This window comes from Levilactobacillus angrenensis, assembly GCF_003946085.1.
GTDB lineage: Bacteria > Bacillota > Bacilli > Lactobacillales > Lactobacillaceae > Levilactobacillus > Levilactobacillus angrenensis.
Genome location: NZ_RHOB01000005.1, coordinates 109,622 through 134,993 on the forward strand (window position 1 = coordinate 109,622; position 25,372 = coordinate 134,993).

General features: G+C 51.7%; 20 protein-coding genes, 1 other RNA gene and 1 other annotated feature. Of the genes, 6 read left to right on the forward strand and 15 right to left on the reverse strand.

Going from position 1 to position 25,372, the window contains the following annotated elements; genetic code table 11:
* Positions 1 to 6: 6 nt before the first annotated feature.
* The 8 genes from EKM83_RS04310 to EKM83_RS04345 form a co-directional block, all read right to left on the reverse strand.
* The gene (locus EKM83_RS04310; RefSeq protein WP_125575398.1) at positions 7 to 600 is read right to left on the reverse strand and encodes a hypothetical protein; all 594 of its coding nucleotides are present in this window, start codon (positions 598 to 600) and stop codon (positions 7 to 9) included.
* 16 nt (positions 601 to 616) lie between these two features.
* Positions 617 to 1,147 carry a hypothetical protein gene (locus EKM83_RS04315; RefSeq protein ID WP_125575399.1) on the reverse strand — a complete coding sequence of 177 codons (531 nt, stop codon included), beginning with the start codon at positions 1,145 to 1,147 and terminating at the stop codon, positions 617 to 619.
* A 240-nt stretch (positions 1,148 to 1,387) separates the two neighbouring features.
* A complete protein-coding gene (locus tag EKM83_RS04320; protein WP_125575400.1) occupies positions 1,388 to 4,402 on the reverse strand; it encodes a YfhO family protein in 3,015 nt (1,004 codons plus the stop codon).
* A 292-nt stretch (positions 4,403 to 4,694) separates the two neighbouring features.
* Complete coding sequence (locus tag EKM83_RS04325; RefSeq protein WP_125575401.1) at positions 4,695 to 6,041, reverse strand: glucose-6-phosphate isomerase; 1,347 nt, start codon at positions 6,039 to 6,041, stop codon at positions 4,695 to 4,697.
* Positions 6,042 to 6,173: 132 nt separating this feature from the next.
* Positions 6,174 to 7,037 carry a GRP family sugar transporter gene (locus tag EKM83_RS04330; protein WP_125575402.1) on the reverse strand — a complete coding sequence of 288 codons (864 nt, stop codon included), beginning with the start codon at positions 7,035 to 7,037 and terminating at the stop codon, positions 6,174 to 6,176.
* Between the two features lie 182 nt (positions 7,038 to 7,219).
* Positions 7,220 to 8,368, reverse strand: coding sequence for a class I SAM-dependent methyltransferase (locus tag EKM83_RS04335; protein ID WP_125575403.1), 1,149 nt, complete (start codon positions 8,366 to 8,368; stop codon positions 7,220 to 7,222).
* A gap of 141 nt (positions 8,369 to 8,509) precedes the next feature.
* A complete protein-coding gene (locus EKM83_RS04340) occupies positions 8,510 to 9,979 on the reverse strand; it encodes a sensor histidine kinase (RefSeq protein ID WP_125575404.1) in 1,470 nt (489 codons plus the stop codon).
* Positions 9,976 to 10,710 carry a response regulator transcription factor gene (locus EKM83_RS04345; RefSeq protein WP_125575405.1) on the reverse strand — a complete coding sequence of 245 codons (735 nt, stop codon included), beginning with the start codon at positions 10,708 to 10,710 and terminating at the stop codon, positions 9,976 to 9,978. Before EKM83_RS04345 ends, EKM83_RS04340 begins: the two co-directional genes overlap by 4 nt.
* 407 nt (positions 10,711 to 11,117) lie before the next feature.
* On the opposite strand from EKM83_RS04345, the gene ssrA reads away from it, so the two are divergent.
* Positions 11,118 to 11,489, forward strand: a transfer-messenger RNA (tmRNA) gene (gene ssrA, locus EKM83_RS04350).
* A 503-nt stretch (positions 11,490 to 11,992) separates the two neighbouring features.
* The gene (locus EKM83_RS04355; RefSeq protein WP_125575406.1) at positions 11,993 to 12,343 is read left to right on the forward strand and encodes a hypothetical protein; all 351 of its coding nucleotides are present in this window, start codon (positions 11,993 to 11,995) and stop codon (positions 12,341 to 12,343) included.
* Between the two features lie 536 nt (positions 12,344 to 12,879).
* Here the strand turns inward: EKM83_RS04355 and asnS are convergent.
* Positions 12,880 to 14,271, reverse strand: a complete 1,392-nt coding sequence (gene asnS / locus EKM83_RS04360; RefSeq protein ID WP_125575407.1) for an asparagine--tRNA ligase — start codon at positions 14,269 to 14,271, stop codon at positions 12,880 to 12,882.
* Between the two features lie 377 nt (positions 14,272 to 14,648).
* Positions 14,649 to 15,410 carry an HAD-IIB family hydrolase gene (locus EKM83_RS04365; RefSeq protein ID WP_125575408.1) on the reverse strand — a complete coding sequence of 254 codons (762 nt, stop codon included), beginning with the start codon at positions 15,408 to 15,410 and terminating at the stop codon, positions 14,649 to 14,651.
* 371 nt (positions 15,411 to 15,781) lie between these two features.
* On the opposite strand from EKM83_RS04365, the gene EKM83_RS04370 reads away from it, so the two are divergent.
* Both EKM83_RS04370 and EKM83_RS13515 read left to right on the forward strand, forming a co-directional pair.
* Positions 15,782 to 17,188: an LPXTG cell wall anchor domain-containing protein gene (locus tag EKM83_RS04370; RefSeq protein WP_125575409.1), complete on the forward strand. Its 1,407-nt coding sequence runs from the start codon at positions 15,782 to 15,784 to the stop codon at positions 17,186 to 17,188.
* 252 nt (positions 17,189 to 17,440) lie between these two features.
* The gene (locus EKM83_RS13515) at positions 17,441 to 18,043 is read left to right on the forward strand and encodes a C40 family peptidase (protein WP_263853774.1); all 603 of its coding nucleotides are present in this window, start codon (positions 17,441 to 17,443) and stop codon (positions 18,041 to 18,043) included.
* A 662-nt stretch (positions 18,044 to 18,705) separates the two neighbouring features.
* Here the strand turns inward: EKM83_RS13515 and EKM83_RS04380 are convergent.
* The 3 genes from EKM83_RS04380 to EKM83_RS04390 form a co-directional block, all read right to left on the reverse strand.
* Complete coding sequence (locus EKM83_RS04380; protein WP_125575410.1) at positions 18,706 to 20,322, reverse strand: peptide ABC transporter substrate-binding protein; 1,617 nt, start codon at positions 20,320 to 20,322, stop codon at positions 18,706 to 18,708.
* A gap of 81 nt (positions 20,323 to 20,403) precedes the next feature.
* Positions 20,404 to 20,640 (reverse strand) — a binding site (T-box leader).
* A gap of 79 nt (positions 20,641 to 20,719) precedes the next feature.
* Entirely contained in the window at positions 20,720 to 22,105 is a 1,386-nt protein-coding gene (locus tag EKM83_RS04385) for a class II fumarate hydratase (RefSeq protein ID WP_125575411.1), read from the reverse strand.
* Between the two features lie 376 nt (positions 22,106 to 22,481).
* Positions 22,482 to 22,976: an alcohol dehydrogenase gene (locus EKM83_RS04390; RefSeq protein WP_125575412.1), complete on the reverse strand. Its 495-nt coding sequence runs from the start codon at positions 22,974 to 22,976 to the stop codon at positions 22,482 to 22,484.
* A gap of 220 nt (positions 22,977 to 23,196) precedes the next feature.
* On the opposite strand from EKM83_RS04390, the gene EKM83_RS04395 reads away from it, so the two are divergent.
* On the forward strand, positions 23,197 to 23,568 hold the full coding sequence (locus EKM83_RS04395) for a DUF1304 domain-containing protein (RefSeq protein ID WP_125575413.1): 372 nt from the start codon (positions 23,197 to 23,199) through the stop codon (positions 23,566 to 23,568).
* Positions 23,569 to 24,039: 471 nt separating this feature from the next.
* Here EKM83_RS04395 and EKM83_RS04400 read toward each other — a convergent pair whose 3' ends face one another.
* Positions 24,040 to 24,219 carry a hypothetical protein gene (locus tag EKM83_RS04400; RefSeq protein WP_125575414.1) on the reverse strand — a complete coding sequence of 60 codons (180 nt, stop codon included), beginning with the start codon at positions 24,217 to 24,219 and terminating at the stop codon, positions 24,040 to 24,042.
* Positions 24,220 to 24,609: 390 nt separating this feature from the next.
* Here EKM83_RS04400 and EKM83_RS04405 point away from each other — a divergent pair, with 390 nt between their 5' ends.
* A complete protein-coding gene (locus EKM83_RS04405) occupies positions 24,610 to 25,059 on the forward strand; it encodes an OsmC family protein (protein ID WP_125575415.1) in 450 nt (149 codons plus the stop codon).
* Positions 25,060 to 25,187: 128 nt separating this feature from the next.
* Here EKM83_RS04405 and EKM83_RS13270 read toward each other — a convergent pair whose 3' ends face one another.
* On the reverse strand, positions 25,188 to 25,361 hold the full coding sequence (locus tag EKM83_RS13270; RefSeq protein ID WP_164505588.1) for a hypothetical protein: 174 nt from the start codon (positions 25,359 to 25,361) through the stop codon (positions 25,188 to 25,190).
* Between the last annotated feature and the right edge of the window lie 11 nt (positions 25,362 to 25,372).

Sequence of the window (25,372 nt, forward strand, 5' to 3'; positions counted from 1 at the left end):
TCCTATCTAGAACGGTATGTTCTTGTATAATTTTTTGAGATTCTTCTTGTCATACTTCGTGGGTTTATCAGATTTAAATGATGTATTGTTCATAACGCTATCATAGTGCTTGGTCCAGTTCAGGCCCAACATATCGCCGATTGCCGTTTCTGCCCAGCCGCTCCGCTCAGTCTTGTCAAAATACATGCGCTTCATCAGCTTTCGAGATAGTCGCAGCGAATAGCCCCAATCCTGAGTTTGAGTAAGGGTGCCATCTTCTCCTTCTTTCGTAACAAAATGCCCTTTTCCATAGTCATAGGGACTTCCAGAATCAGAATAACTTTTAAACCCCACATTCTTAGTCGTCGTCAAAATCAAATCTGCATCAGAAGCCCGGCCAGTCTTGACCAACTTCACAATCTTCAACTTATTCCAGTCCTTAACCGCCTTACGCCACACACTCCGATAGTAGCTTCCCGTCGAGTTAATGTGATAAGTGATTGTTTTTCGCGGAAATCCTGGCTTCGCCTTGGCCTGAGCACTAATTGACCCAACACCTAAGCAACCAAAGCCAATGATGACTGCCAAACACAACAAAAATTTCTTTTTCAAAGATGACATGTTCTGCCTCCTTAAACTACTTCGTTACCTTAAAACTCTTATCCGCCGACAACACGTTAAAGGCCTTCAGCCTAGTCTTACCGGTGTATCCGGCCCGCAGCGTAACCTTCTTGACCTTCTTTTTGATTTTGAACGTCTTCTTAAATGTCAGCTTCTTGGTCAGCTTGGCGTGCTTGAGGCCGTTTTTGGTGATGATTTGCACCTGCTTAGCTGGCGTGAACACACTGATTGGAATGTTGGTGACCACCAGCTTGCCAGAAATCTTCAGGGTCTTACCGGATTTACTGCGCTTAGCTTTCACGTTAGTCAGCTTGTAGGCCCACCGGTTCTCCTTGACACCATTTTTGGTAATAAGTCCCAGCTTAGCAGCCTGCCGCGGCGTGTAATTTTGGCCATTATAGGTGTAAACTGTCTTGCCATCGACTACACTTTGCGTCGTCGTGACGACTTTTTTCTTTGCTTGCGCCACGGTCCCAGGACTCGCCACGACCACCCCGCCGAGCGTCACTGCTACCAGTAAACCGCTTACGATTTGCCTCAACTTCATATGTAAATTCCTCCTTCTAGCGGACAGTAGTCTCACCCACTGCCGCCTTGTTACGGTATCCTCGGCTCACTAGCCCTATCACTCACGAGTAGCTGACCGGTTCCCCCTAAACAATCTAAATCATACACTATGAGGGTGACACACTATGACACTTGAAAAATATTTTTGCCTAAAAATCGTTTTTTTTCGCAAAAAAATCGCCTATCCAGCCAAATTACCTGCTGAATAGACGATCATGCTTTAATTTTTTCGTCGGTACCAAGTCCAGAGGCCTGTGATCACCAAGACCATAAATCCCAGCCCCGTCAACCAGCTTCCCAGGCGTAACCCCGGTGTGCGGTAGGTCAGCCGGATACGGTGCTGGCCCGCGGCTAAGCGCGCACCAATGAAGCCGACGTTAACCTTTTTCACCGGCGTCGGCTGGCCGTCAACCGTCAACTGCCAGCCCTTCGAATACGGAATCGACGTGGTCAAGACCGTGGGCTGCGATGCCGTAGCGACCCCGGTCACCCGGTTGTCCGTGACCCGCAAATGCCGCAACCCATTTTGTTTGAGCTGAGTCATGTGACGGTGGTACGACTGACCGAACGGCACGGCAATCAGCTTGGCCGATTTGAACGACAATTGCTTGACGCCCTTAAACGTCAGGTGAATCGTCTTGCGGGGCTGGGCCGTGTAGCCCAGGTTCAATAGTACCCGGTGCTTCGGCTGGAAATCCGACAAGTTGCCCTGCCCCAACTGACTGAAGCTCGTCACGTTTTGCTTGCTTCCCACGGTCATCGTGTAGGCACCATCCCCCACGTTCCACAGGGCATTGCGCAACCGGTTCAACCGCGCGATACCCGTGAACGCCTGGTTCTTAAACGCCTGGGTATTCTGAGAGCCGCGATACTTGTCGGCCACACTGAAGTCCTGCGTTTGAATGCCTGTTAGTTCCAAATAAAGCTCGGTCTTACGCGTCTGCTTGGGCGTCGTGACGTGCAGGTCGACTGCTAGCGGCTGATTTTGATTGTCACTGATCAACTGGCGCACGCCCGCACGATTTCGTGCTTGGTTTCGCTGGACGATTCGCCGATTCTCCCGGGTCAATCGTTTGAGCCGCGCCTGATCGTTGTGAATGTTCACGGAACGGTCCGGATTGTACTTGCGCAACGACGGGCGTTGGGGCAACAGCTCTGCTGGTAGCAGTCGGTTCCCTTGTTGCCGGTACTTGACCACTTGGTGCAAACTATCCAGCACCGTTTGGTCATCGGTGGTCGCCGTATAAGCAATCCGCCGGGACCGACTGTGATAGGTGGCTGCGGGCACGCCCGCGACCTGACCGCCGACCAAAGCCCCCGTCGTCAGCGCCTGTTCCCGGTCGATACCGTTGAGCCGGTCAAATTGGGTGGGCGTCAACCGTCGCTGCTGCAGATAAGCCAGCGGCAACGCATTGGCCGACTGTAGTACGGTCGTGGCGTAGTTATTGCCCAAGCCATGGACCGGTCGATCACGGAACTTGACCACCTTACCGTGGCGCTTGGCCGGCCGATACCCTGCCGGTAAGGCTTGCATCCCCCGCTGATTACTGCGGGCAAAAATCGTGCGCACGCCTAACAGATTGTTCAGCGTGGTCCGGCTATCGGCCTGGTTAATGGGCTTATTCATTTTAAATTGCGAATTGCCCAGTGCCTGGCTGAAATCGCCGACCGCGGCATTTTGCACGGAGAAATAGCTCATGATATCGTGGACGCCCAGGTTCATCCCCAGGTTGGTCTTCGCTTCATTACTGTAATTATAATATTTACTGGTGGCCGAACGGCTGAATCCCCGCTGGTTCTTGACCGCCGTTTCCGCGCCATCCAGCATCTCGCGTTGGTACTTGCTGGCCACGCCGCGCGGCAACAACTGCTGACTGGCCCCGCCGGCGTTAGGATTGAAGTAACCGTAGCCGTTGACCACGATGTTCAGCCCCAACAATGGCACCAGCACGCGGGCCCATTGCCGCGACGACCAGTGTCCCCAGGTGCCCCACAACAAGGCCCCCAGCGTCAAGAGTAGGAGTCCGTAAATGATGAAATCATGCGGATGATTGCTGTAAATAAAGCCGTTAGCCGCCCAAATGGCGACCAGAAGCCCCACCACACTCCAGCACAACACCCGTAGATCCGCGCGCGTCAAGCTGTCCAGGTGATCCAGCAACGTCATCGTCGCCAAGCCAAACGGCAAGGCGGCCAGCAACAGCCAACGTTGTGACGGCGTGGTCCCACCGTTCATCAGCGCCGGCACTGCCGGTAGGAGCGTCCCCACGCCCAGCAGCACCAGGCTGACATTTAGCCACAGGTAGCGCCGGAAATGCCGGAGCACGTAGACGATGCCTAAAAACGTCAGGCCCGCCACGCCCAGGTTGACCCAAAACCGCATGGGATTGCCGGTCGTGACCAGCGCGTTGGGTAGCCGCAAGTAGTAGCTCACGGGAAACAGCCCGTAACCGTTGGCAAATTGCCCACCGGCTCGCGTCGAGGACAACACGCCCAGTAAGGACGGAATCAACAGGATACCCGCCAGCAAGAAACCCGTCAGCCCCGCACCAATCAAGCGCCAGCTGAGCCGGCCCAGCGGCAAGGTCTGCTCACGGCGCAAACGCAAGTAGCGCAAGACCGCGTACACCAGGCTACCAATCGCCAGGACGTAAGCAAAGTAAAAATTGCTGACGAGCGCTAGTCCCGTGACGACGGCCAGTGGGACCCACGACCGGCCCCGGTAAACGTGGTCGATACCGTAAGCCAGCAATGGAAATAAGCTCATCGGCAACAAGAAAAACGGGTGCCGAATGCTAACGTAGAGACTGTAGCCGGTAAACGTGTACGCTAGGGTCCCTAATAACGCGCTCAGCGGCCGAAACGACCGTTGCCGGGTAAAGAATAGGAAGGCCAGTCCGCTGGCGTACAGCCGCAGTAAAATCAGCAGGTTGTACCCCATTTCCAGATGGCGCTTGGGAAACAGGCCAATCAAGTAGCTGAACGGGTCTCCCAACACGTAGTAAGAAAAGGTCGTCAACTTGTCCGCGCCTAATCCAAGGTCCCACGACCAGCCCGTCAGGCCGCCGTGATGCAACCACGTGTAAAACTTTACTAAAACCGGATAGTGCTGCGCCAGGCCGTCACCTTCCCAGATGAACGACTTACCCGTCAATAGAAAAATACCATAGACCATTCCGACGAGTATCAGAAAACAGCCCGTATAGATCAGATACATACCCCGCGACCGTTTCAAAAAAAATCTCCCCTTACCTAATTGAGATGGTCGGCTCCTTACCCCAAGGAACCGACCGCTTACTTCCTCACTATACCGAGACCAGTAAGCACCGACAAGGGATGACGACCATTTGTAACCTGACTTTACAGACTGTAACGTGACTGTAGCAAAACATTAACACTTGCAATATATTGTTGTTGCACAGATGTTGTTAGACTAACCATTTCTGGTTATAATCGTTGCTTAGACGCAATATAAAACGCCCAACCAGGGGTCCCCCAGTTGGGCGTTCAGTCGTTTCATTTAAGTTTTAAAGCCGGGCGTTTAATTCCTTACCTAACTTTTCAAAACCAGGCTTGCCTAACAGGGCAAACATGTTGGTCTTGTAGGCTTCGACCCCAGGTTGGTTGAATGGGTTGATCCCGTTCAGGTAACCAGAGATGGCCACAGCCACTTCAAAGAAGTAAATCAGGTAACCCAACGTGTAAGGCGTTTGGTCAGGGATGTGGACGCTCATGTTTGGTACGCCCCCATCGGTGTGGGCCAAAACGACCCCTTGGTATGCCTTGGTGTTGACAAAGCTCATTTGCTTGCCTTCCAAGTACTTCAAGCCGTCCAAGTCATCGTCTTCGCTTGGCACGTCAACGTCATTTTGTGGCTTGTCGACTGTGATGACCGTTTCCATCAAGTTCCGGCGGCCTTCTTGGATGTATTGGCCCAAGGAGTGCAAGTCGGTACTGAAGTTCGCGGAAGATGGGTAGATTCCCTTTTGGTCTTTCCCTTCGGACTCACCCATCAATTGCTTCCACCATTCAGCGAAGTACTGCAGGCGTGGTTCGTAGTTTTCCAGCAATTCCGTCGTGTAACCCTTGCGGTATAAGATGTTCCGCAAAGCGGCGTATTGGTAAGCTTCGTTCTTGGTCAAATCCGGGTTGGTGTAGGCGTCTTGGGCGTCGGCAGCCCCCTTCATCAATTCGTTAATATCCGCACCAGAAGCGGCGATTGGCAACAGCCCAACGGCCGTCAAGACGGAGTAACGCCCGCCGACGCCGTCAGGAATGACGAACGTTTCGTAGCCAGCAGCGTCGGCTTCGGTCTTCAAAGCCCCACGTTGCTTGTCGGTCGTGGCGTAGATTCGGCTCTTAGCACCGTCTGCTCCGTACTTCTTGATCAACATGTCCTTGAAGATCCGGAAGGCGATGGAAGGTTCCGTCGTGGTCCCAGACTTTGAGATGACGTTGACGGAGAAGTCCCGGTCGCCAATCAAGTTGATCAGGTCATGCACGTAATCCGGGCTGATAGAGTTCCCGGCGAAGAAGACTTGAGGTCCCTGACGCTTTTCAGCTGGCAGGTAGTTGAAGAAGGTGTCGTGTAAGAAGTCCACGGCCATCTTGGCACCGAGGTAAGACCCCCCGATACCAATCACGATCAAGACTTCGGAATCAGACCGAATCTTCTTAGCTGCCGCTTTAATGCGGGCAAATTCAGCTTGATCATAATCGTGGGGCAACGCCAACCAGTCACGGAAGTCGCTACCGGCCCCGGTACCCTGACGTAATTCTGCATCCGCAGCGGTCACGAGTGCTTGCATTTCTCCCAATTCATTGTCATGAATAAACGGATCAAGTTTGGAACGATCAAAGGCGATATGTGCCATATTCAGATAACCTCACTTTTATTGTTATTGACTAGTCCATTATAACGCATTCCCCCCAAATGTAAATGGTCTAGTCCACGATTTTTTAGAAAATAAAAAGGGCGGCCAACCCACGTTAGCCGTCCATTATAACTATTTCATTAAACCAAGGGTCACCCCACCAACGACCACTAAAAGTGAACCGATGGTGATGTAGACCATTTCGCGACTGGTCTTCTTTTCACCCAGTAACCAGATGCTCCCGAAGGTGGAAATGACAATCCCACATTGTGCCAGGGAGTAGCTGATCGCCAGGCCGACCGTTGGAATGGACATGAACATAAAGAAGTTCCCAATGCCCCAGACCAAACCAGTCATGATGTTCTTGGCCGTGGCCTTGTGCCACACCTTTTGCCGGGAGAACATCACGAAGATCAAGGCCCCTAAGACCATCCCCAAGGATTGCGGGAAGATAATGGTCTTGGAATCCAGACCAGATGCCGTCACGATGACGGTGTAGAGGACGTACCCAATCGTGGAAATCACGATGGCCACGGTCCCCTTGCCGGCTTCGACCGGTTGACTAGTACCGGCTGCGGCGCGCTTGTCTCGTAAGGAAGTCAAGGCTGCCCCGATAATCAAAACGATCACGGCGATGGTCCCCATCGTGACCATCTTGCTGGTCTTCCATTCGTGGAACAGCAGAACGCCGGCCAACGCCGTCCCAACCAGTTGTAACCCGGTCGAAATCGGCACTGTCCGTGAAATCCCGATGAACTTCATGGATTGGAACTGTTCAAACTGACCCACTGCCCAGCAGAGTCCGGAAGCAACCCCGACCAACATTGACATGCCCGTTAAGGCACTGTGGAAGTAGACCAATGAGAAGAGCCCGAACAAAACGGCCCCCGCGGTCATCCCCAGCGTTTGCTGGTAAGACGTCCCGCCCAAACGGCCACTGATCAACCCAATACTACCCCAACATACCGCTGGGATTAAAGCTAATAATATACCCATAATGCAAACCTCAACTCTCGTTTCATTTCTGACAATCTCTCTGTAAGCGCTTTTTAAATTGCAATAGTAAGTTTAAATGTTTCTTTTCTAAAAGTAAACCATTATTGCACAAAAAAAGGCCATTCGGTCAGTGGTCTATCCTACCGAGTGGTCTTTCTTGCTTGTGTTTTCAATCGTTTTCATTAATCAACCGACAACAGTAAACCCTTTAATGCTTCACTCTGGCGGTCTGCAACGTTGGTGAGAAAATCATCTGGTGATAAGAAGTTATTGAAAGCTGTTACATGACCGGTATAATTTTCGACCGCAGTGTTAACTGTTTGTTGCAAATGCTTCAGTGAATAGCTGGGCGCCGTCGTCGTGACCAGAATCTTGGTCCCCGTCTTGGCGACCGCGAAGGCTTGTTCCAGCAATGCTGGCAAGTCCTGTTCCAGGGTGAAGGCGTGCTTCTTGCCCCGGATGAAGGCTGGCGGATTGATGGCAATCGTATCGAAGGTCAAGCCGTGCTTTTGTGCGTAGTCCAAGTAATTGGCAACGTCCATGGTCCGCATTTCTACGGGCGCTTGTTCCAAGTTGTTGGCGGCCAATTGCGCTTGCAAGGCCGTCGTGGCCCGGTTAGTCGGGTCTACGGTAACGGCTTCCGTTGCGCCGCCGACCATGGCTGCCGTGACGATCCCCGTTTCCGCACTGAACAGGTTCAAGACTTTCTTTTGCTTACTGGTCTGCTTGACCCAGTCTCGAATCTGTCGGAATTCCAAGGCCAATTGGGCGCGGCCCACGGTCAAGTCAACCGGGTAAGTGACCCCATTTTCCAAGACTGGCATTGGTTGATCGGGCAAGGTGCCCGTGATCAGCTGCGCCTTTTCTTGGCCCGGTGTCACGGCTACGACCGTCTTGCCCTTGCCCACGGCCCGTTCAAACCCAGCGTAGATCAGGCGCGCTTGTTGCTTCAACGCCGTGTTCTCCCACCGGAAAACGTAGATGCCGTTGAAAACGTCCACGGTTAAGCCACCTAGGCCATCCGCGGTCCCGTTGAACAGGCGGTAGGCTGACTGGTCAGCAAACGCCATCCGCCGCCCCACTGCGGACCGGAATTTGGCCGCAAAGAAGCGCTCGTCGATGGGTTCATTTTCCCGCAAGCTCAGGATGTACCCAATGCCGCGGTGTTGCTTAGCAAAGTAAGCCGTCGCCGCAAAGTGGCCGTGGTTTTCCAATTGGACCCAGGCCCCATTTTCAAAATCATTGCGGTTCTCTAAGTCAGTTAAAGACACGATAGGATAGCCATCCTCAAATTTACGAACGGACTTCCCGATAATTTGTACTCGTTTCAAAAGTTTCCTCCTTAAGTGGTCCTCCCATTGTACCATGTTTAAGGACCAACTTTGCTGTAAAAGTGACACTTTAATTGCTGACGATTGGCTTGTGGTTGGCCGCCTTACTGTTTGGCCAATCTGCGGCGGCAAATACGCGGCCTATTCCACTGGTTTAGCCCGTTGAGAATTGGTTTGGTGCTGGTCGGGGAAGATGACCGTAAACGTTGTACCGACGCCTTCCTTACTGGTGACGCTGATCTTACCGTGATGGAGCTGAACCAATTGGTGGACAATGGATAGGCCTAAGCCGGATTCGCCGTATTTGGTGTTCTTCCGGGAGGGGTCCGCCTTGTAATACCGTTCCCAAATGTTTTGCAGCTGCTCATCACTCATCCCCATCCCGGTATCGGCGACCTTAACGATGGTTTCCTCATACCCCCGTTGCGCGGACAAGGTAATTTGGCCTTGCTGGGTAAATTGGATGGCGTTTTGCGTAATGTTGAACATGATTTGGACAAAGCGGTCGTAATCGGCGTACACGTCGATTTCTTTAGGGGCCTGTAACTCCAGTGTGTCGCCAGAGTCGTCGGCCTTTTGTTTCAGCTGTTCAACGATGTTATGCAGCGCATCGACCGCATTGAATTCATGCAGGTTCAAGGCGATTTGGTTGGAGCGAATCTTTTCGTAATCCAGGTTCTCATTGACCAACCGAATCAGCCGACTGGTCTCGCTACGCATCAAGTCGATACTTTCTTCCTTGCTCTCCTCGGGGATGGCATCGTACGCTAAGCCCTCTAACAAGCCATTGATGGTCGTCAGCGGGGTCCGCATTTCGTGAGACGCGTTGGCCATGAATTCACGCCGCCGCTCTTCTTGACGCTGAATCTCTTCTTGTGATTCCTTTAACGAATGGGCCATGCCGTTGAAATCATTGATCAGGTCATCGATTTCATCGCGGTCCCGACTGGCCATTTGGATATCGTAATTACCCTTGGCCACTTGATTCGTCGCCTTCCGCAGCCGGTTGATCCGCGACGTGTAGTACCGCGCCAAGATGTAACTGGCCACGACCGCCACTAGGAAGGACACCAGCAACGCCTTCATTAGATTGTGATTGATCTGATTAACATTGGTATTGATATCGGAAACGAAGGCCCCCATCACCACGACCGCGACTAGTTTGTGATTATAAAAGTAAGGCTTCATCACTTCGGTCATGGCGGGACTGACCCGGCCATTTTTGTTCCGCACCCGCCGGTCAACGACCTTGTGAATGATTTGGTTTTTCTTTAATTTTTGCCAATCTGACTGGTCGATTGCCTGTTGGTACACGTTGGCCGGAAACACGATTTTGTTGGTCGCACTGTAAATGGTGGTGCTAATGGCTTGGTTTTGCAGCAGCTGCTCACTACTCTCCAGCGAATTTGTATCAAACTGAACCGTATTAGGCTTCTGTGAACTAATGCGCAGCGACTGTTCGATGAGACTGTTTGAATACTTTTCCAGGGAATTCCAGGTGTTACTGTACACCATGTGGCGGGTCATCTGTGAATAGGATACCCCCATAATCACCAGAATAATCATAATCGCCGCAAAGAATCCTAACATCTGTTGATACATTAGTTTCATTGCTGATCTGCTCCACTATCATCAAATTTATAACCCACCCCCCAAACGGTTTGGATGATCTGAGGGCCAACCTTTTCAATCTTCTGCCGCAACTTCTTGATGTGGGCGTCCACTGTTCGCTCGTCACCGTAGTACTCGTAGTCCCAGACCAGTTGGAGTAACTGCTCACGGGAGAAGACCTGCCGCGGCTTTTGGGCCAGCGTCTTGAGCAAATCGAACTCTTTAGGCGTCAGGTCTTGAATCTGCCGGTCGTTCAGGTAGGCCTCCCGGGTCTTGGTGTTCAGCTTGAAGTTCTCCGTGACCACGTCAAACGCCTCAGTGTCGTTCAAGGCATCTTGCTCGTTAGACTTGGAAATCGGCCCGAGTTCGGCGCGCCGGTGTAAGGCCTTGATCCGGGCAATCAAGGTGATGGGACTAAATGGCTTGGTGACGTAATCGTCAGCCCCCATTTCCAATCCCAACACTTGGTCGCTTTCAGAATCTCTGGCCGTTAACATGATGATGGGCACGGTCGGCGACAGCTTACGAATCTCGGCACTGACTTGCATACCGTCCATCCCGGGTAGGTTCAAGTCCAGCGTGATCATATCCCAATCATTGGGGGTCGCGGAGAACATTTCCATGGCTTCATTGCCATCATAGGCAAAGTGCGCGTCCCATTTTTCTTTTTTAAAAAACATTGACATCATTTGCGATACAGAATGGTTGTCTTCAATCATTAATAACTTCATTGCTACCTCCACAGATTCACGTTTCGTTATTTTCGGAGCCGGCAAAAAGTTTGTGGGTCATAGTTGTCTTAAACCTACCAAGGGAAACGGAACTGGCGGTGACAGAACTATGAAGTTTCTGTAACTTTTCGCTGGTGTCCAGAAGTCGTGACAATCGGTTCTTTTCAATCAGTGCCGTTGTGGCTACCTAGTTCCCCCCCAACGGCCATTCGACGGAACGTCAACCTTAATTTACCACTAACCTAACAAACTTGCCACGGGTGCGTTCACTCAGCGCTGCCCCATAGTCAGGTTCTACTTTCTATTATACTATACTGACTACCTGCAGCCGGGCTTAAATTCTTGGCGGTTAAGCAAATGTTTTGCAGAAAGCCTGAGATATGTTACACTGTATCAGTAACAAATATGGGGCTGTTCTGGATTCGACTGGTATGGGTTGAAGCTTGACTGCGCGTCGTAGCGGCATCTACGTAAAAAGGTCCAGTTTATTAATAACTGCAAACAATAATAAAACTTCTTACGCTTTAGCTGCTTAATAGGCGCTTAACGTAGATCCTCCTAGGCTTGCCCGCGGTCTAGATCTGGGTCCTAACTTTAACGGGCTTACGCTAACGACTCCCACCTGAAGTACGTTAGAAGAGATGAATCAGGTTAGCTGAGTATGTGGGCCCTGACAGGCGGCAAGTTATTCAGTGAAACTTTAAATAGTCTGCCTATGCGTGTAGACGTTGAGTTGGCAATATGCTAGGACGCGGGTTCGATCCCCGCCAGCTCCATTGCGCAACAGCAACGAGTTTAATAACCCCAAAGAAAATGTCGGCTTGCCGGCATTTTTATTTTGCTTAAATTTACGGCAGACCACCCCCACTTTTGGCCATTTTCCAATGCTAAGCGTTGGCCACTGCCCTAGTTCCAGGCTCGGAGAGATCGCGTCCGCCAAAGCTACCTATGCCGCCTACAGCGACCGTTCACTAACCTCCTTTGTTAACTCCTTAACTAACTTCACTGGTTTAGTATTACACCATGATATTATTTCACCGAAAAGAATTACAGCCAATACCTATCCTCAGTGATTTGGTTCTTTACAATCATTGTTCAAATCGTTAATTACTAGTACAAACCCAGTAATAACACTAACACCCCTCCTAGCATTTACGATAGGCTAAACACGTAGATATCGTTAACGTTGTCATCAAAAGGGGGAGAGAGAGGCCCGGGCGCACCGGTCCTTTCGTGTAAAATGAAAACTGAATTCCAGAACACCAAATATTTAGCCCACGCAATGAAAAAGATTGCTGAAAAGTATGGTTTTGAGCTGTTTTCCGTTGACCTCATTGCTGCCTTTAACGAATCACCCTATCGGCAATGTCGGCCAAAGACGATAATCTTTTTCACGCCGAACATCGATCACCAGCTGATTGCCTTTCTAAGCTTCTGGCAAGGTCACTGGCACCCACTGAGTAATCCACGGAAATACAAGGTTTATTTCAACGTGACCCAACCCGAGTTCACCAAGACCGTGGCCACTAAATTCGCTGACGAGTTGAACCATTTGACTGACAAAGAAGTTTCACCACTCAAGCCCCAGGACTTTATCTCAAACGAGGACTGGCTGGCGATGGCAACTGAGTAATTAAAACACTGGCAACGTTAGCTAGACTACACCACTTGAAAATGACTGCTTACCTTAGAGCCGGGCTTGCCCTGGCTCTATTTTATTTGGGACCAAAGGTTGAAAGTAGCATTAACGTGGTAATTCCCGGAACGACAGAGTTCTGTCCACTAAAATTAGTGAAGCCAGGTGCCTGCGTCAGCCAGAGATTCCGCCAAATATGGGTTCAGCCGTGGAAGTTGTCTAAGCGGCACGATTCATTCCGCTTAGACAACTGGCGTCTTTGAGACGCGGGCCATCGGCTCAAAGCGAGGCCGAGACCGCTTTTCAGGCTCGGTCCGGTCCGCCCACCGCGTTCCAACCCATAGTTGGCGGACGGTAGGCAACCAGTCCGCACTGTGAAGCTATAAACACCTAATTTTTACGCCATTAGTCGCGTGGTGACAATGTCTCTAGCTGATATTTATCTTTCAACCTTCAGTTAGGAATTGCCAAGCAAAAAAGCGCCCACCCGCATCAGCTAATCCGATGCGGGTGAGCGCCCTTTTATCTGGTCATTAGAATTCAGCGTTACCTGGTGTCCGTGGGTAAGGGATTACGTCGCGGATGTTTTCCATCCCCGTGACGTACATCAATAACCGTTCGAACCCGATACCGTAGCCGGAGTGTGGCGTTTCGCCGTACTTCCGCAGGTCAAGGTACCACTGGTATTCTTCTGGTGGCAGGTTGTAATCCTTGATCTTTTGAGCCAATTCGGCTTGCCGTTCTTCCCGTTGGCTTCCACCGATCAGTTCCCCGATCCGTGGGACCAACAAGTCAGCGGCGGCGACCGTCTTGCCATCCGCGTTATCGCGCATGTAGAAGGCCTTGATTTCCTTCGGGTAGTCCGTCAGGAAGGTTGGCCGCTTGTAGATCTGTTCGCAGAGGTAACGTTCGTGTTCCGCCTGCAGATCCAATCCCCAGTAAACGGGTACATCGAAGTCGACCGGTGCCTTCTTTAACTCTTCAATTGCTTGCGTGTAGGTAATCTGGGCGAATTTCTCGTCGCAGGTTTGGTGGAGCCGGTTCAACAAGTCGTCATCCACGGCCCCGTTCAAGAAGTCCAATTCGTCCTTGGCGTGTTCCAGCAGGTAAGCCACGACGTACTTCAAGAGGGCTTCCGCTTCGTTGATGGTGTCTTGTAAATCAGCGAACGCCATTTCTGGTTCAATCATCCAGAATTCGGACGCATGGCGGGCCGTATGTGAGTTTTCAGCCCGGAAAGCGGGACCAAACGTGTAAACGTCACGTAAAGCCAGTGCAAAGGCTTCGACAGGCAGTTGGCCACTAACCGTCAAGTTGGTCTCCTTCTTGAAGAAGTCCGCGTGGTCATCGACCTTGCCATCATCCGTCTTGGGTAAGTTGTTCATATCTAACGTTGTGACCCGGAACATTTCCCCGGCCCCTTCGCTATCACTACTGGTGATGATTGGCGTGTTAACGTAGGTGAAGCCGTGTTCTTGCAGGTATTGGTGAATGGCAAAGGCTGCCAATGACCGAATCCGGAAGACCGCATAGAACGTGTTGGTCCGTGGCCGCAAGTGGGCCATGGTCCGCAAATATTCATAGGAGTGCTTCTTCTTTTGCAACGGGTAATCGTTGTCAGAAGCCCCTTCTAAGACGATTTCCTTGGCGTGAACTTCCAGTGGTTGCTTGGCTTCTGGCGTGTAAACGACCGTCCCCACGACCTTGATAGTTGAGCTCAGGGGCAACTTCGTCCATTCGGCGTAGTTGTCGATGTCACTCTTCATCACGATTTGTGCGTTCTTGATGGTCGAGCCGTCGCTCAATTCGATAAAGCCGACTCGCTTGGAGCCCCGGACCGTTTTGACCCAGCCGTGCAAGACAACTTCTTCGTTTTCGGCAAAATGCGTTTTACCGAATAAATCTTTCACTAAAACTTCTGTCATATTTATTCTCCTTCTCTGAGCACTAAAAAAAGACCCAACTTCCCTATCACAAGGGACGAAAGATCTTTCCGCGGTACCACCCAAATTGTTTTTAAATGTGCAAAACCAACTTTAAATAACGTACTAACATACGTTCCGCTGGATAACGTGGCGGGGCACGGCGCAACCTACTCTCGTAATTTCAGTCGGCAACGAAAACGGGGTTATCCTCAAACTGACGTGGCACTAAGCTCTCACTATCCTTAGCTCGCTACCCCACGGGGCAGATCAGGCGTTGACCGTTCTTATTGTTTTTAAAGTTATGCAACTGTTGACAGATTATCACAAGTTGCGGTCAGATACAACCGCTATTTCCGCCGTAACGCGGTCAAATCTCGCTAGGCCAGCTGACCGAGTTGCGAAATTTGGGCCGCCACTGCCGCACTCGTGGGCGCACACGTCACCGCCGCTGGCATTCGCAAATGCTGCAGGTGTGGCTTACTGTTGACCCAAACGCTGTGTTGTGCCCCCGCCAACAGGGTCAGATCATTCCGGTCATTACCAAACGCCACGTAGTCCGCCACACCCAAATATTGTAAGGCCCGGGCCTTATCGACGTGTTGCGCCGTAATGTCCAGATTGCCCTCATCAGTATCGGCCACGACAGTCAGCGTTTGCCGAGCTTGCAGGGTGTCTTTGAGTTCGCGGGCTTGTTGTACGGGCAAGCCAATCAAAATGACTTTCACGGCTGCCGTGATGGCTGACAACGGAACACGGTGGGCTAGCTGGGCTGGATCGACGCGCTGAGCCAGTGGATGGTCCCTCGCCACCTGAGCGGCGTAATCCCAGCGACCATCGACCACGTAATCGAGGTTGGCCTGAGTAATCACGCCCCGTAATCGGCGTAAGTCGGCCGGTTGAATCGCCGCCACGACCCGTACTGCCCCATTTTGTGCAACTAGGGCGCCATTGGCCCCAATCATCTGCACCTCGTGAAAGCCGGGGATAATTGGCAACAGGTCACGAATCGGCCGGGCCGATGCAAAGATCACCCGGTGGCCACGGTCCATCAACTGGCGTAACGCCGTACGAATCTCCCGGGCAATCACCCGTCCATCAAAACTCAGTGTCCCGTCCACATCGAATACAAAAGTTTTCATCCCCAATTGCCCCCAGATCCTGAAGTTTAGAGCTTAATTTTAGCATGAACCGCACCCCCTGCCTACCCTATTCGTACCGACCCACTTAGCTGCTTAATGGCCTACTAGTCGGTCGGTGAGGCGATTCGTTTTGCCATCAATTTGAGCGCTGAATCGTCATTTGACCGAAGCATATTTCTCCCTAAATGTCACCTTTTTCTCCAACAAATCATTCACCCCCACGACCATCCCGTGAGCGAATGCCGAAAAATCAAGGATTAGGCAGTATTCGACCAGTTAACGAACGAACCGTCTGACTGAACGTCTAGCCTATAAACATGTTAGTTTATAGGTGCTGAGAGAGAGGGAATCTCGATAGGAGGTATTCATTTATGCAAAGATTTTGGCGTCTTAGTTTAATAGCCGCCGCCAGCTTGTTTGGTCTTTGCTTATTTACCCACCCAATCGTCGGTGAAGCAAAGGTCATTGAAGGCCACGGGGCTAATGTCGATGACGCGGTAATTGTAGATACGAAAGGAAAGGTTCACAGCCACAGTGAAGTTTTACCCGAAAACCTGCGTTACTACGTCAAATACAAGTTGTCGATTGATAATTGGCTGAAGATCGATCCCGGAGACGTAATGTACTTCTACGTTCCCGCTAACGTTCGGATCCCTGCAGATGACACATTCCCAATGTCTGCTGGACTTGGACTTTCCTTCGGGCAAGCGACCATTTTGAAGGACTCACACGTTGGGACCATCGTCTTCAACAGCGCCTTCTCCAACACGTCCATCATGCGTAAAGGTTTCATTCGTTTGGACGTCTATGGTGCTGGTAATGTTGAAAACCCTGAAGTTCCTGGCACTGAAGAACCTGAACCCGAAGCCCCTGGGATTGAAGAGCCTGGGACTGAGGAACCGGGCGAAGAACCTTATCCTGAGGAACCCGGCACTGAAGAACCTGGCGAAGAACCTTATCCTGAAGAGCCTGGCACTGAGGAACCTGGAACTGAACAACCTGGGACCGAAGAACCTGGCACTGAACAACCGGGCGAAGAACCTTATCCTGAAGAGCCTGGCACTGAACAACCTGGCACTGAGGAACCTGGAACCGAAGAGCCTGGCACTGAGGAACCCGGAACCGAAGAACCTGGGACTGAAGAACCTGGGACCGAACATCCTGGCACTGAGTATCCAGAAGCACCTGGTGTTGAACAACCTGGCACTGAACATCCTGGGACCGAAACGCCTGGGACTGAACACCCTGGCACCACTGAACCAGAAAATCCTAGCGAAATGCCTGGCGAAGAACAAGTGCCTGGTGTCACCTATCCAGGTCATCCTGGCCACGTAACGCCTGGAACTGATGTGCCGGTTATCCCCGGTGGCTCTGGCAACCACATCACTGGTAGTCACACCACTGGCAACCACACCTACACGGGTTCTAACACGAGTGCTTACCGGCCAACTTACACGACGCAAAAGCCGAGTGTCACGACCACGATGCACCACACGGGTCAACCTGCAACATCCACTAGCCAATCCAGTCAACCTGAATTAGCTGGCGGGTCTGGTTACGTCACGACTGGCCAACCTGCTGGACAATCCGCTAGCGCAACCACGCGTTCGGCTGCTGATCAGACGAAGACATCGCCAGCAAGCGCTGCACAGTCAGCCAAGAAGTTACCACAAACCAATGAACAATCTCATGACGGGTTAGTCATTCTGGGATTAAGCCTCTTGAGCTTCAGTCTTGGTTTAGGCTACCTGGATCTCCGTCAGCGTAAGGAAAATTAATTGAAATTTGCTTGAGGACCACTCGCATTTCAAACGCCTGGCCCTTTCCTTGAGCCATTATTTTAGCCCCTTAGTGACCGAGGGGCTAAGCCATTTTGGCTAGTAACTGTTGGTTTGCCCTGACATCTAACGTTACCAAACTGTCTTAATCTGTTAAAAGGTTGTGACTTCCCCGCAACTTTTTACCGTTATACTCAATGGTGTTGTCAGCCTTCCCCAATTTGCCTGGCAATAAATACTTATGACGATGGAGTGACATTTATCAAAACGCAAACTCGGTTTTTAATCAGTACCTTAGCCGCTGGCGCTTTATTCCTAGCTGGCACGAGCACCACGGCTTCCGCCCACATGGCTACGAGCCAACAACCCGCCCAAACGCAAACCACGGCGACGACCAACACGGCCGCTACGACTACGCCGGCAACCAACACCAGTTACCAACATACTACCACGACGCCAACGACGAGCACGTCGACGTCAACGTCAACGACTAATACCGGCAGTCAAGTTGCCGGTGGTAATGGCGTCGCAACGGCCCTGGCAATCGCCAACAGTGGCACACCGTACGTTTACGGTGGCAACACCACGGCTGGGTTTGACTGCTCTGGCTTGGTGCAATATGCTTTGGGCCTGAGTGCCCGGACGACGACCCAGCAAGCGACCTTGGGCACGCACCACTACGATGTGGCCAACGCCCCGGCTGGCGCCATCCTGTTCTGGGGTTCAGAAAGTAACCCGTACCACGACGGCCTGTCCTTAGGAAACGGCTCTTACGTGGCTGCGCAAAACCCAACTGACGGTATCGGCGTGTTCAGCCAAACTTACTTCACGCCTAGTTTCTACGTGATTCCTTAAATCACCCTTCCTAAAAAATAAAACGACTGAAGGTGTACTCACTTTCGGCAAAAAGCGCAGTAGCTGCTGGCGAGACCAGTGGCTACTGCGCTTTTTTCTTACTTTCAAAAATTGTTCGTTGACAGCTTCACAGCTCGTACTGACCGCCTACCGTCCGCCAACTATGGGTTGGAACGCGGTGGGCGGACCGGACCGAGCCTGAAAAGCGGTCTCGGCCTCGCTTTGAGCCGAAAACCCGCGTCTCAAAGTCGCCAGTTGTCTAAGCGGCATGAACCGCGCCGCTAAGACAACTCCCACGGCTGAATCCATAGTTGGCGGACTCTCGGCTACAAGTGTGTGTGTTAGTAACGGTTGACTTAGTCCCAGGTAGCGGCTGTTTTGGCAACTAGTTTTTGACTAACACAGTATTGCTGATGATCGTCACTCTTCGCCGGAGGCAACCAGGGTGGAGCCAGCTGTGGCGACGGTGTTGGCTGAGATTTTGTCTCAGCCTACAGCGTGGGACGACTTGGGAGCCTGGCGAACTTTGCCAGGCTTTCAAGCGAACCGGAAGACCGCTCCTCAGGCTGGAGGTGTTCCCCAGAGCAGGCGGAACCCTGGCTGACGCAGGCACTGTTTTCCCTAACTTAGCGGACGATAATGCGGTCATCCCCACCAACCGGCTACTTCCAGTAGGCGTAGCGGTATTGCGCGGCGGTGCTGAAGGTGCTGTACTTGATACCGCCCACCTGCTTGCTGACCAGGTTGACTTGCGCTTGCTGGTACAGCGGGTTGAAGACGCCCAGCTGTGACATCCGGCGACTAGCCGACTTCAGCAAGGTGAAGCGTTTCTTCGCGTTCGTTTCCGTTTGAGCTGCCAGCATTAACCGGTTGAATTTCTGATCGACGTAATTGGAGAAATTGATGGAGTTGCCCTTCATAAACAGATCCAAGTCGGTCGTGGGGTCCGGTTCATCCCCGGTCCAGCCGAAGGTCGAAACGTCAAAGTCCCCCTTGAACATCTTGTTGATCTGCTGGGTCAGCGGCATCGAAGAAATCGTGACGGTCAGTCCTGGCATGGTCTTTTGCCACTGGCTTTGGATGTATTCAGCCACGTTCTTGGACCCGTCGGAATCATTGGTCAACAGGGTGAGTTTGAAATTCCCGCCACCCAATTCTGCGCGCGCCTGACGCCACAACCGGCGAGCCTTAGCGGCGTCATACGCGGTGTAATTGCCGGTGCTGACCGCAAAGTCCTTGCCGTTGTTCGGATCCGTTGCGACCCCCTGGGCAACCATATTTTTCAGCGGTACCGAACCGTCTTGATTGACCTTTTTCGTTAGTTCCTGGCGATTGATGGCCAAACTGGCAGCCGTCCGGAATTTTTGGTTGGCCCCTAACTTCGTGTGGGTATTGAAGTACTGGATGGACACGGCCGTCGTCAGCGTCTTACGCATTTGCCGTTTGAGCTGGGCGTTGTTGGCGGTCCCGGTGACCGTGGTGCCCCCAATCTTCGTTTCTTGCACCTTTCCCGCCGCAAATAATTTTTCGGCTGTCGAATCCGTCTTGACGACCTGCACGTTGACCCGGTTGATTTTTACCTGTTTTTTCCCGTAGTAGCGCTGGTTCTTGACGTAGACCCAATTATCCTTAGTCCCGTTCCATTTCTTTAAAACGTAAGGCCCGTTGGCGGCGACCCGGCTGGAATTGGTCCCGTACTTAGCACCGTATTTCTTCACCAAATGGCGATTGACCGGCAAGTATTCCGTGGCGGCATCGTAGTTGAAGGCCGCGTTGGGTCGACTTAAGGTGATCTGCAGTCGGTATTTTCCCAGCGCTTTAACGCCTAAGGCACTCGGTTGTTTGGTGCCTTTTTGAATGGCCGTATAATTCGTGAAGGTCGCGAACCGATTGGCATATTGCGCCTTCGTAGTCGGATCGACCTGCCGACGGAAAGAGTCCACGAAATCCTGCGCCGTGACCTGGTCGCCATTGCTCCAGTGCGCGTCGTGACGCAGCGTGAAGGTGTAGGTCTTCCCGTGATTCGTCGGGGTCACGACCTTGGTCGCCATGGCCGGAACGACCTTGCCGTCATTGTTCTGCCGGTACAACCCTTCCGTCGTCTGCTTCATCATGTAAAAGGAGTACGCATCCGTGGCCTTGTTAGGGTCGGCTGTCTGTAATTCTGCCGGCATGGTCACGTTCAATGCCTTATTGGTCGTCGCCTGGCTAGATTGACACCCCGCCAAGGTCCCCACCAATAACAATCCTAATAATCCTAATCCCATTCGCTGCTTCATCGAATCCCTCCAAACCTCAAAATGGCCAGCCAGTCATCGAATTTGGGTAAAAAAAGACGCCCTCAGCAGAATTTTGCTTCTGCTAAGGGCGCTAATCACGCGGTACCACCTTAATTTACGACAAAAAAAACTGTCGTCGCTTCGCGGACTGCCGCAGCAATCCGTTTGCACGATAATGGGTGCCACCAACGCGGTTACTGGTTTCTTCACCGTTTTGCTCCGAAGTGATTTTCGATCAGCGGCCTGTCTCCCCTCACACCAAACGGGAGTCGCTAGTCAGGCCGGTCCTGGTCTAGTCGTCTTCATCAACGCACACTATTCTTTTGCTTGCTAACTTGTCCATAAGATTAGACTTTGATTAGAGAAAAGTCAAGCTAATTTCATCATTTTCTTAAAATTAATCTGGCCGGTCGATGTTCGTCATCGCCAGGGGATCGACCCAGGCCGCAAACTGGTCAGCCGTCACCTTGCCCGACTTTAACGCCGCTTCGCGCAGGGTCCACCCGTTGCGATCCGCTGCTTGCGCAATCAACGCACTGTCGTGATAGCCGATGTGTGGCGACAGCGCCGTCACGGTCATCAAGGACTGGTCGACCAGCGTGGCCATCCGGTCGGCATTGACGGTCAGGCCGTGGACCAATTTGGTCGTGAAGGCCCGCATCGTCCCGGTCAACAGGTCGGCCGATTCCAGGAACGTGGCAATCAAGACTGGTTTGTACACGTTCATTTCAAAATTCCCCTGGGAGGCCGCCACGGTCAGTGTCACGTCGTTACCCATCACCCGCGTCGCCGCCATAGTCAGCGCCTCGGCTTGGGTCGGATTGACCTTCCCTGGCATGATGGAAGACCCGGGCTCGTTGGCGGGAATATTGAGCTCGCCATATCCCGCTCGCGGCCCACTGGCCAAGAACCGAATGTCATTGGCAATCTTCAACAGGTCACTGGCCAGCGTTTTCAGGGCGCCGTGAACCACGTTGAGACCAGAATGGGCCGCTAAGCCGAAGAACTTGTTGGTCTTGGCGGTAAACGGCTGATCATAGGTCTGCGCCAGTTGGGTCGCCACCGCTACCGCGAACCCGGGAGCGGCGTTGAGCCCCGTCCCGACTGCGGTACCACCGATAGGCAGCTCCAGCAAGGTCGGTGCCAACTGTTTCAAATAGTCTTGATCATGCTGCAACGTGCTGACCCAGCCACTGATTTCTTGACCAAACGTCAAGGGCGTCGCGTCTTGCAGATGCGTCCGACCAATCTTGACCACCCGCCAAAATTCCTGTTGCTTCGCCGTCAATTCGTCGATCAAGCGTTGCGTGGCGGTCAAGAGCGGCTGCAGGGCCAAGGTCGCCGTGATGGCCATCGCTGTTGGGAAGGTATCGTTGGAGCTCTGCCCGTGATTGACGTCATCGTTGGGTAACACCCCGCTGGTCGGGTCAAATTTGACCGTCTGGTGGGCAATGACCTCGTTGACATTCATATTGGTCTGAGTCCCCGACCCCGTCTGGTACACGTGCAAGGGAAAATCGCGCTGCAACTGGTCATCTGGTAACGCCAACAAGGCATCGGCCGCCCGAATGATCAAAGTCGCCTTGGCTTCTTGCACCTCGCCCAAGTCCCGGTTAGCCACCGCTGCGGCGCGTTTGAGCTGAATCAAGGCGCGAATCAAGACCAACGGCATCAATGGTCCAGTGGTAAAATTGTGCCGACTCCGCTCCGTTTGCGCTCCCCACAGAGCGTCAGCGGGAACTTTCACGGTCCCCAGTGCATCTGCTTCCTCTCGATAATCCATGACACGCTTCCTCTCACATGCAAATTTTTCTGACAATGATTCCCCAGTCAGCATACCGAGTCTACCTGCTGCCCGTCAATACTTTTTATGGGAAAGTGAGGTGTTTACAGCTTCGTAGGTTGAAATGGCACCTGCCGTCCGCCGACTACGGGTTGGCACACTGTGGGCGGACCGAGCCTGAGAACCGGTGGTCTGCGTTTATGGCTTCATAGCCGAACCGTGTGCCAACAGGCAACCGGTTCCGCTTAACACTGCTAGGCAGTTAACCGCCTATTGGCACACTCTTTTTGGTATTTTATCCACCAAAAAAGTCGTTCCCCAATGACGGGAACGACCGGTTTTGGCTTCTATTGCTTTGCTGGTTAAGCCTGCTGAATTAGCCTTCAGCTGAGGCATCTAATTGCAAATTGTTTTTCTTGGCCAGCTTAAGTTCCGCTTCTTTCCGTGCCGCAACGGCATCATAAAAGTCGGTAAAAGTCTGGTTTAAGATGTAGCGGCCGTGGTAAAATAAACGTGCCGCCCACTTACCGGAACGCTTGTCGAAGCTAACGCCGATAACGCCGGAAATATTCCGGGAACTGATCTTTGTCAGGGCCGCAACGTTGCTCCCATTTACTAATGGTAAGTTCATTGCGTTGCCGATTTGCTTCTTCGTCCGGGGATCTTTGGTCAACCGGGCCTTGCTGACGTCACGCCGGTAGCAACCGCAGCTCACCGTAATGCCATGCCGTAGCCGGTAACTGTCAACGGTAACCAGGTTACCACAGCTACATTTGCACAGCCACGTGGCATTCCCGTTCTTTGCTGTACCGTCCCGACGAATAACCGTCAGTCTGCCGAATTGTTGTCCGCTCAAGTCTAGGAGTCTCATGGGTAATTCCTCCATTCATTATTTTCGAAAGCTCGCTATACTGCCATTCTCCCCGTGAATGACTCAAGTTTCTTTGGTGAATTTGATCCTTACTAATTATTCTACACGCCAAACTAAAAATTAGCTTAAAGTTTTAAATGTTTTTAGCCGCAATGGATAATTGTCCACATTGTCACCACTAGTTCTACTATACTAACCACTTATAAAGAAGGCAATTATAATGATTATAATTTTAACATTCTTAATTTATTTTGTCGCCATTGAACACTTGGGTATCATGGCTTTGGAAATCTTTGGTAAACCTGAACAACAGGCCAAGGCGTTTGGCATGCCACTGAGCTTCGTTCACCAAACACCGGCCAAAGCCGCATTGGGTAATATGGGGATTTACAATGGCATGCTGGCCGTCACGATGCTCGTCAGCCAATGGGTCTTGACCGGCCGCGCCCGGCTGATCACCACGGCGCTACTATTGGTTTACATTGTGATTGTTGCCATTTATGGTAGTCTGACGGTAAAAAAATCAATTTTCTGGCTACAAGGAATGCCGGCACTAGTGACATTTATCGTTTTACTAACACAATTAGTTTAAGTGAATCTTTAAATTTGTGGTTTACAGCGGCGGGTGGCAACGTTATAATGAAGTTACATATTCAGGTGAGAACCTGCCACGGGACTTCAATCGTTGGAGGAGTTAATTGACATTTAGCCATTATTAACACCGTTGAAGCCGTACACATACTTCTATTCTGCTGGTTGCGTCCAAACGTAACTAGCTTTTTTATTGTCTAAAAATAAAACCACTAGGTGCCGGGATTTTTTCTCAGCTACCTAGTGGTTTTGCCTTGCCTTGCATTTCATTTATCCTTACATACTGCTGGCGGTAATCCACAGCTGAATCATGTGGAAAACAACGACCGCCATTGCCCCAACAAATAAGCAACCTGCTAAGTAATAGACGTAATACATCATTGGATGTTTCATCTGCTTACCCCCTAACCCATCATAGCGTACCACGAATGACGGTCCGGTTACCCAAATAGCCTTCGGTAGCCCCAGTTGCCTAACTAACCGCTGGCGCCTCTTGCCGGCGTGCAGCCGCTAAAATGGCTTGTTGTTCCGCCACGGTATCCGTAAAGCGTTGCATCATTTGTTTCTCAACTACCTGGGCGCCATGTTGTTTGGCGCGCCAAGTGATCATCTGAAACCGTCTGCGTTCATCTAAAACTTCTTCGTTCAACATTTGGCTCCCCCCAAACTTGTTCGCCAGTGTCCGTTACCAATTGCCTATATTATAAACATAAAACAGCATGTGGTCTACCCCCAATACATAAATAATACAAACTTTTTGGATAAAACCGTTTACGTTGATTAACTGCGGTAACAGCGTTTAGCCAATCTCACAAGGTTCGAATGTTCCGCTTATCTGACAATTTAATCTATGATTGGTATAGGTCGAATGTGCAACCGATTGTCATCACGGCTGGCCTATGCTGAGCACAATTGTTCAACTAGTTAACAGTCATTGGTTTAGTCTCTGCGGAAGCCCTTACATTTTTACGGCTTTTTGATTGTTTTTTCTCGACAAACAGGGTAACCTAAAAGTAAATTGAACGAAAGAAGTTGATGTTTTTTGGCTATTGACCGCAGTAAATTTCCACCACGTTACCGGACCGTTGCCATCAATGATGACGGTTTAGAGAGCCACTCCTACGTTCCCGGTGGGTTGGACGCTCTGACCAGCAGTCCCGAAAATGACCGTCCGGGGGCCAATCCCGAGCAATTCGTCGGACTGGCACTGAGCACTTGCCTGAACGCCACGCTAGAAGCCATCGAGCAACGGCGGGACCTCCCGCACACCTCGCAGGTCCACACTATCGTGGAAATGGCCCGCGACACCCGGGGCTTACAGTTCTACGTCACCGCCCAGGTTCGGATCCCTGGCGTCGATCAAGCCACGGCTGAAGCCATGGTCGACCTAGCCGAACGCCGCTGCCCAGTTGCTAAACTGCTAAGTGGCAGCGACAACGTGCGCGTCGAACTGGTCAAGGAATTCACCCCCGTCGAACCCGTCACAGACTAACGATTCTCCCCTCACCGTTCGCCAAATGATGAGGCAGTGTTGGTCGACAGCCAACGGCAAGGCGGACAATTCATGTTATAAAAAAACGGACCACCCACGCTTATCCAGTCGGGTAGTCCGTTTTTCATTTAGCGCCGGCCAAAATGCCGGGTCAACCGTTCCCACCATGATCGTTTCGCCGGTTCCCCGTACACGTACGACCGTGATTGGCGTGGCGACCGCTTGTCATCGTGGCCATCATCCATGAAGACAATCTTGCGCCAGCGCTTTGCCTCTTCATCACTCATGCGCTTTTTGCTCATTGACTTCAATC

Coding starts and splice junctions, on each gene's coding strand:
- EKM83_RS04315 (WP_125575399.1), bottom strand. CDS start 1,147: ATGAAGTTGAGGCAAATCGTAAGCGGTTTACTGGTAGCAGTGACGCTC.
- EKM83_RS04345 (WP_125575405.1), bottom strand. CDS start 10,710: ATGAAGTTATTAATGATTGAAGACAACCATTCTGTATCGCAAATGATG.
- EKM83_RS04385 (WP_125575411.1), bottom strand. CDS start 22,105: ATGGATTATCGAGAGGAAGCAGATGCACTGGGGACCGTGAAAGTTCCC.
- EKM83_RS04325 (WP_125575401.1), bottom strand. CDS start 6,041: ATGGCACATATCGCCTTTGATCGTTCCAAACTTGATCCGTTTATTCAT.
- EKM83_RS04400 (WP_125575414.1), bottom strand. CDS start 24,219: ATGTTGAACGAAGAAGTTTTAGATGAACGCAGACGGTTTCAGATGATC.
- EKM83_RS04310 (WP_125575398.1), bottom strand. CDS start 600: ATGTCATCTTTGAAAAAGAAATTTTTGTTGTGTTTGGCAGTCATCATT.
- EKM83_RS04370 (WP_125575409.1), top strand. CDS start 15,782: ATGCAAAGATTTTGGCGTCTTAGTTTAATAGCCGCCGCCAGCTTGTTT.
- EKM83_RS04380 (WP_125575410.1), bottom strand. CDS start 20,322: ATGAAGCAGCGAATGGGATTAGGATTATTAGGATTGTTATTGGTGGGG.
- EKM83_RS04365 (WP_125575408.1), bottom strand. CDS start 15,410: ATGAAAACTTTTGTATTCGATGTGGACGGGACACTGAGTTTTGATGGA.
- EKM83_RS13270 (WP_164505588.1), bottom strand. CDS start 25,361: ATGAGCAAAAAGCGCATGAGTGATGAAGAGGCAAAGCGCTGGCGCAAG.
- EKM83_RS04355 (WP_125575406.1), top strand. CDS start 11,993: ATGAAAAAGATTGCTGAAAAGTATGGTTTTGAGCTGTTTTCCGTTGAC.
- EKM83_RS04390 (WP_125575412.1), bottom strand. CDS start 22,976: ATGAGACTCCTAGACTTGAGCGGACAACAATTCGGCAGACTGACGGTT.
- asnS (WP_125575407.1), bottom strand. CDS start 14,271: ATGACAGAAGTTTTAGTGAAAGATTTATTCGGTAAAACGCATTTTGCC.
- EKM83_RS04330 (WP_125575402.1), bottom strand. CDS start 7,037: ATGGGTATATTATTAGCTTTAATCCCAGCGGTATGTTGGGGTAGTATT.
- EKM83_RS04395 (WP_125575413.1), top strand. CDS start 23,197: ATGATTATAATTTTAACATTCTTAATTTATTTTGTCGCCATTGAACAC.
- EKM83_RS04340 (WP_125575404.1), bottom strand. CDS start 9,979: ATGAAACTAATGTATCAACAGATGTTAGGATTCTTTGCGGCGATTATG.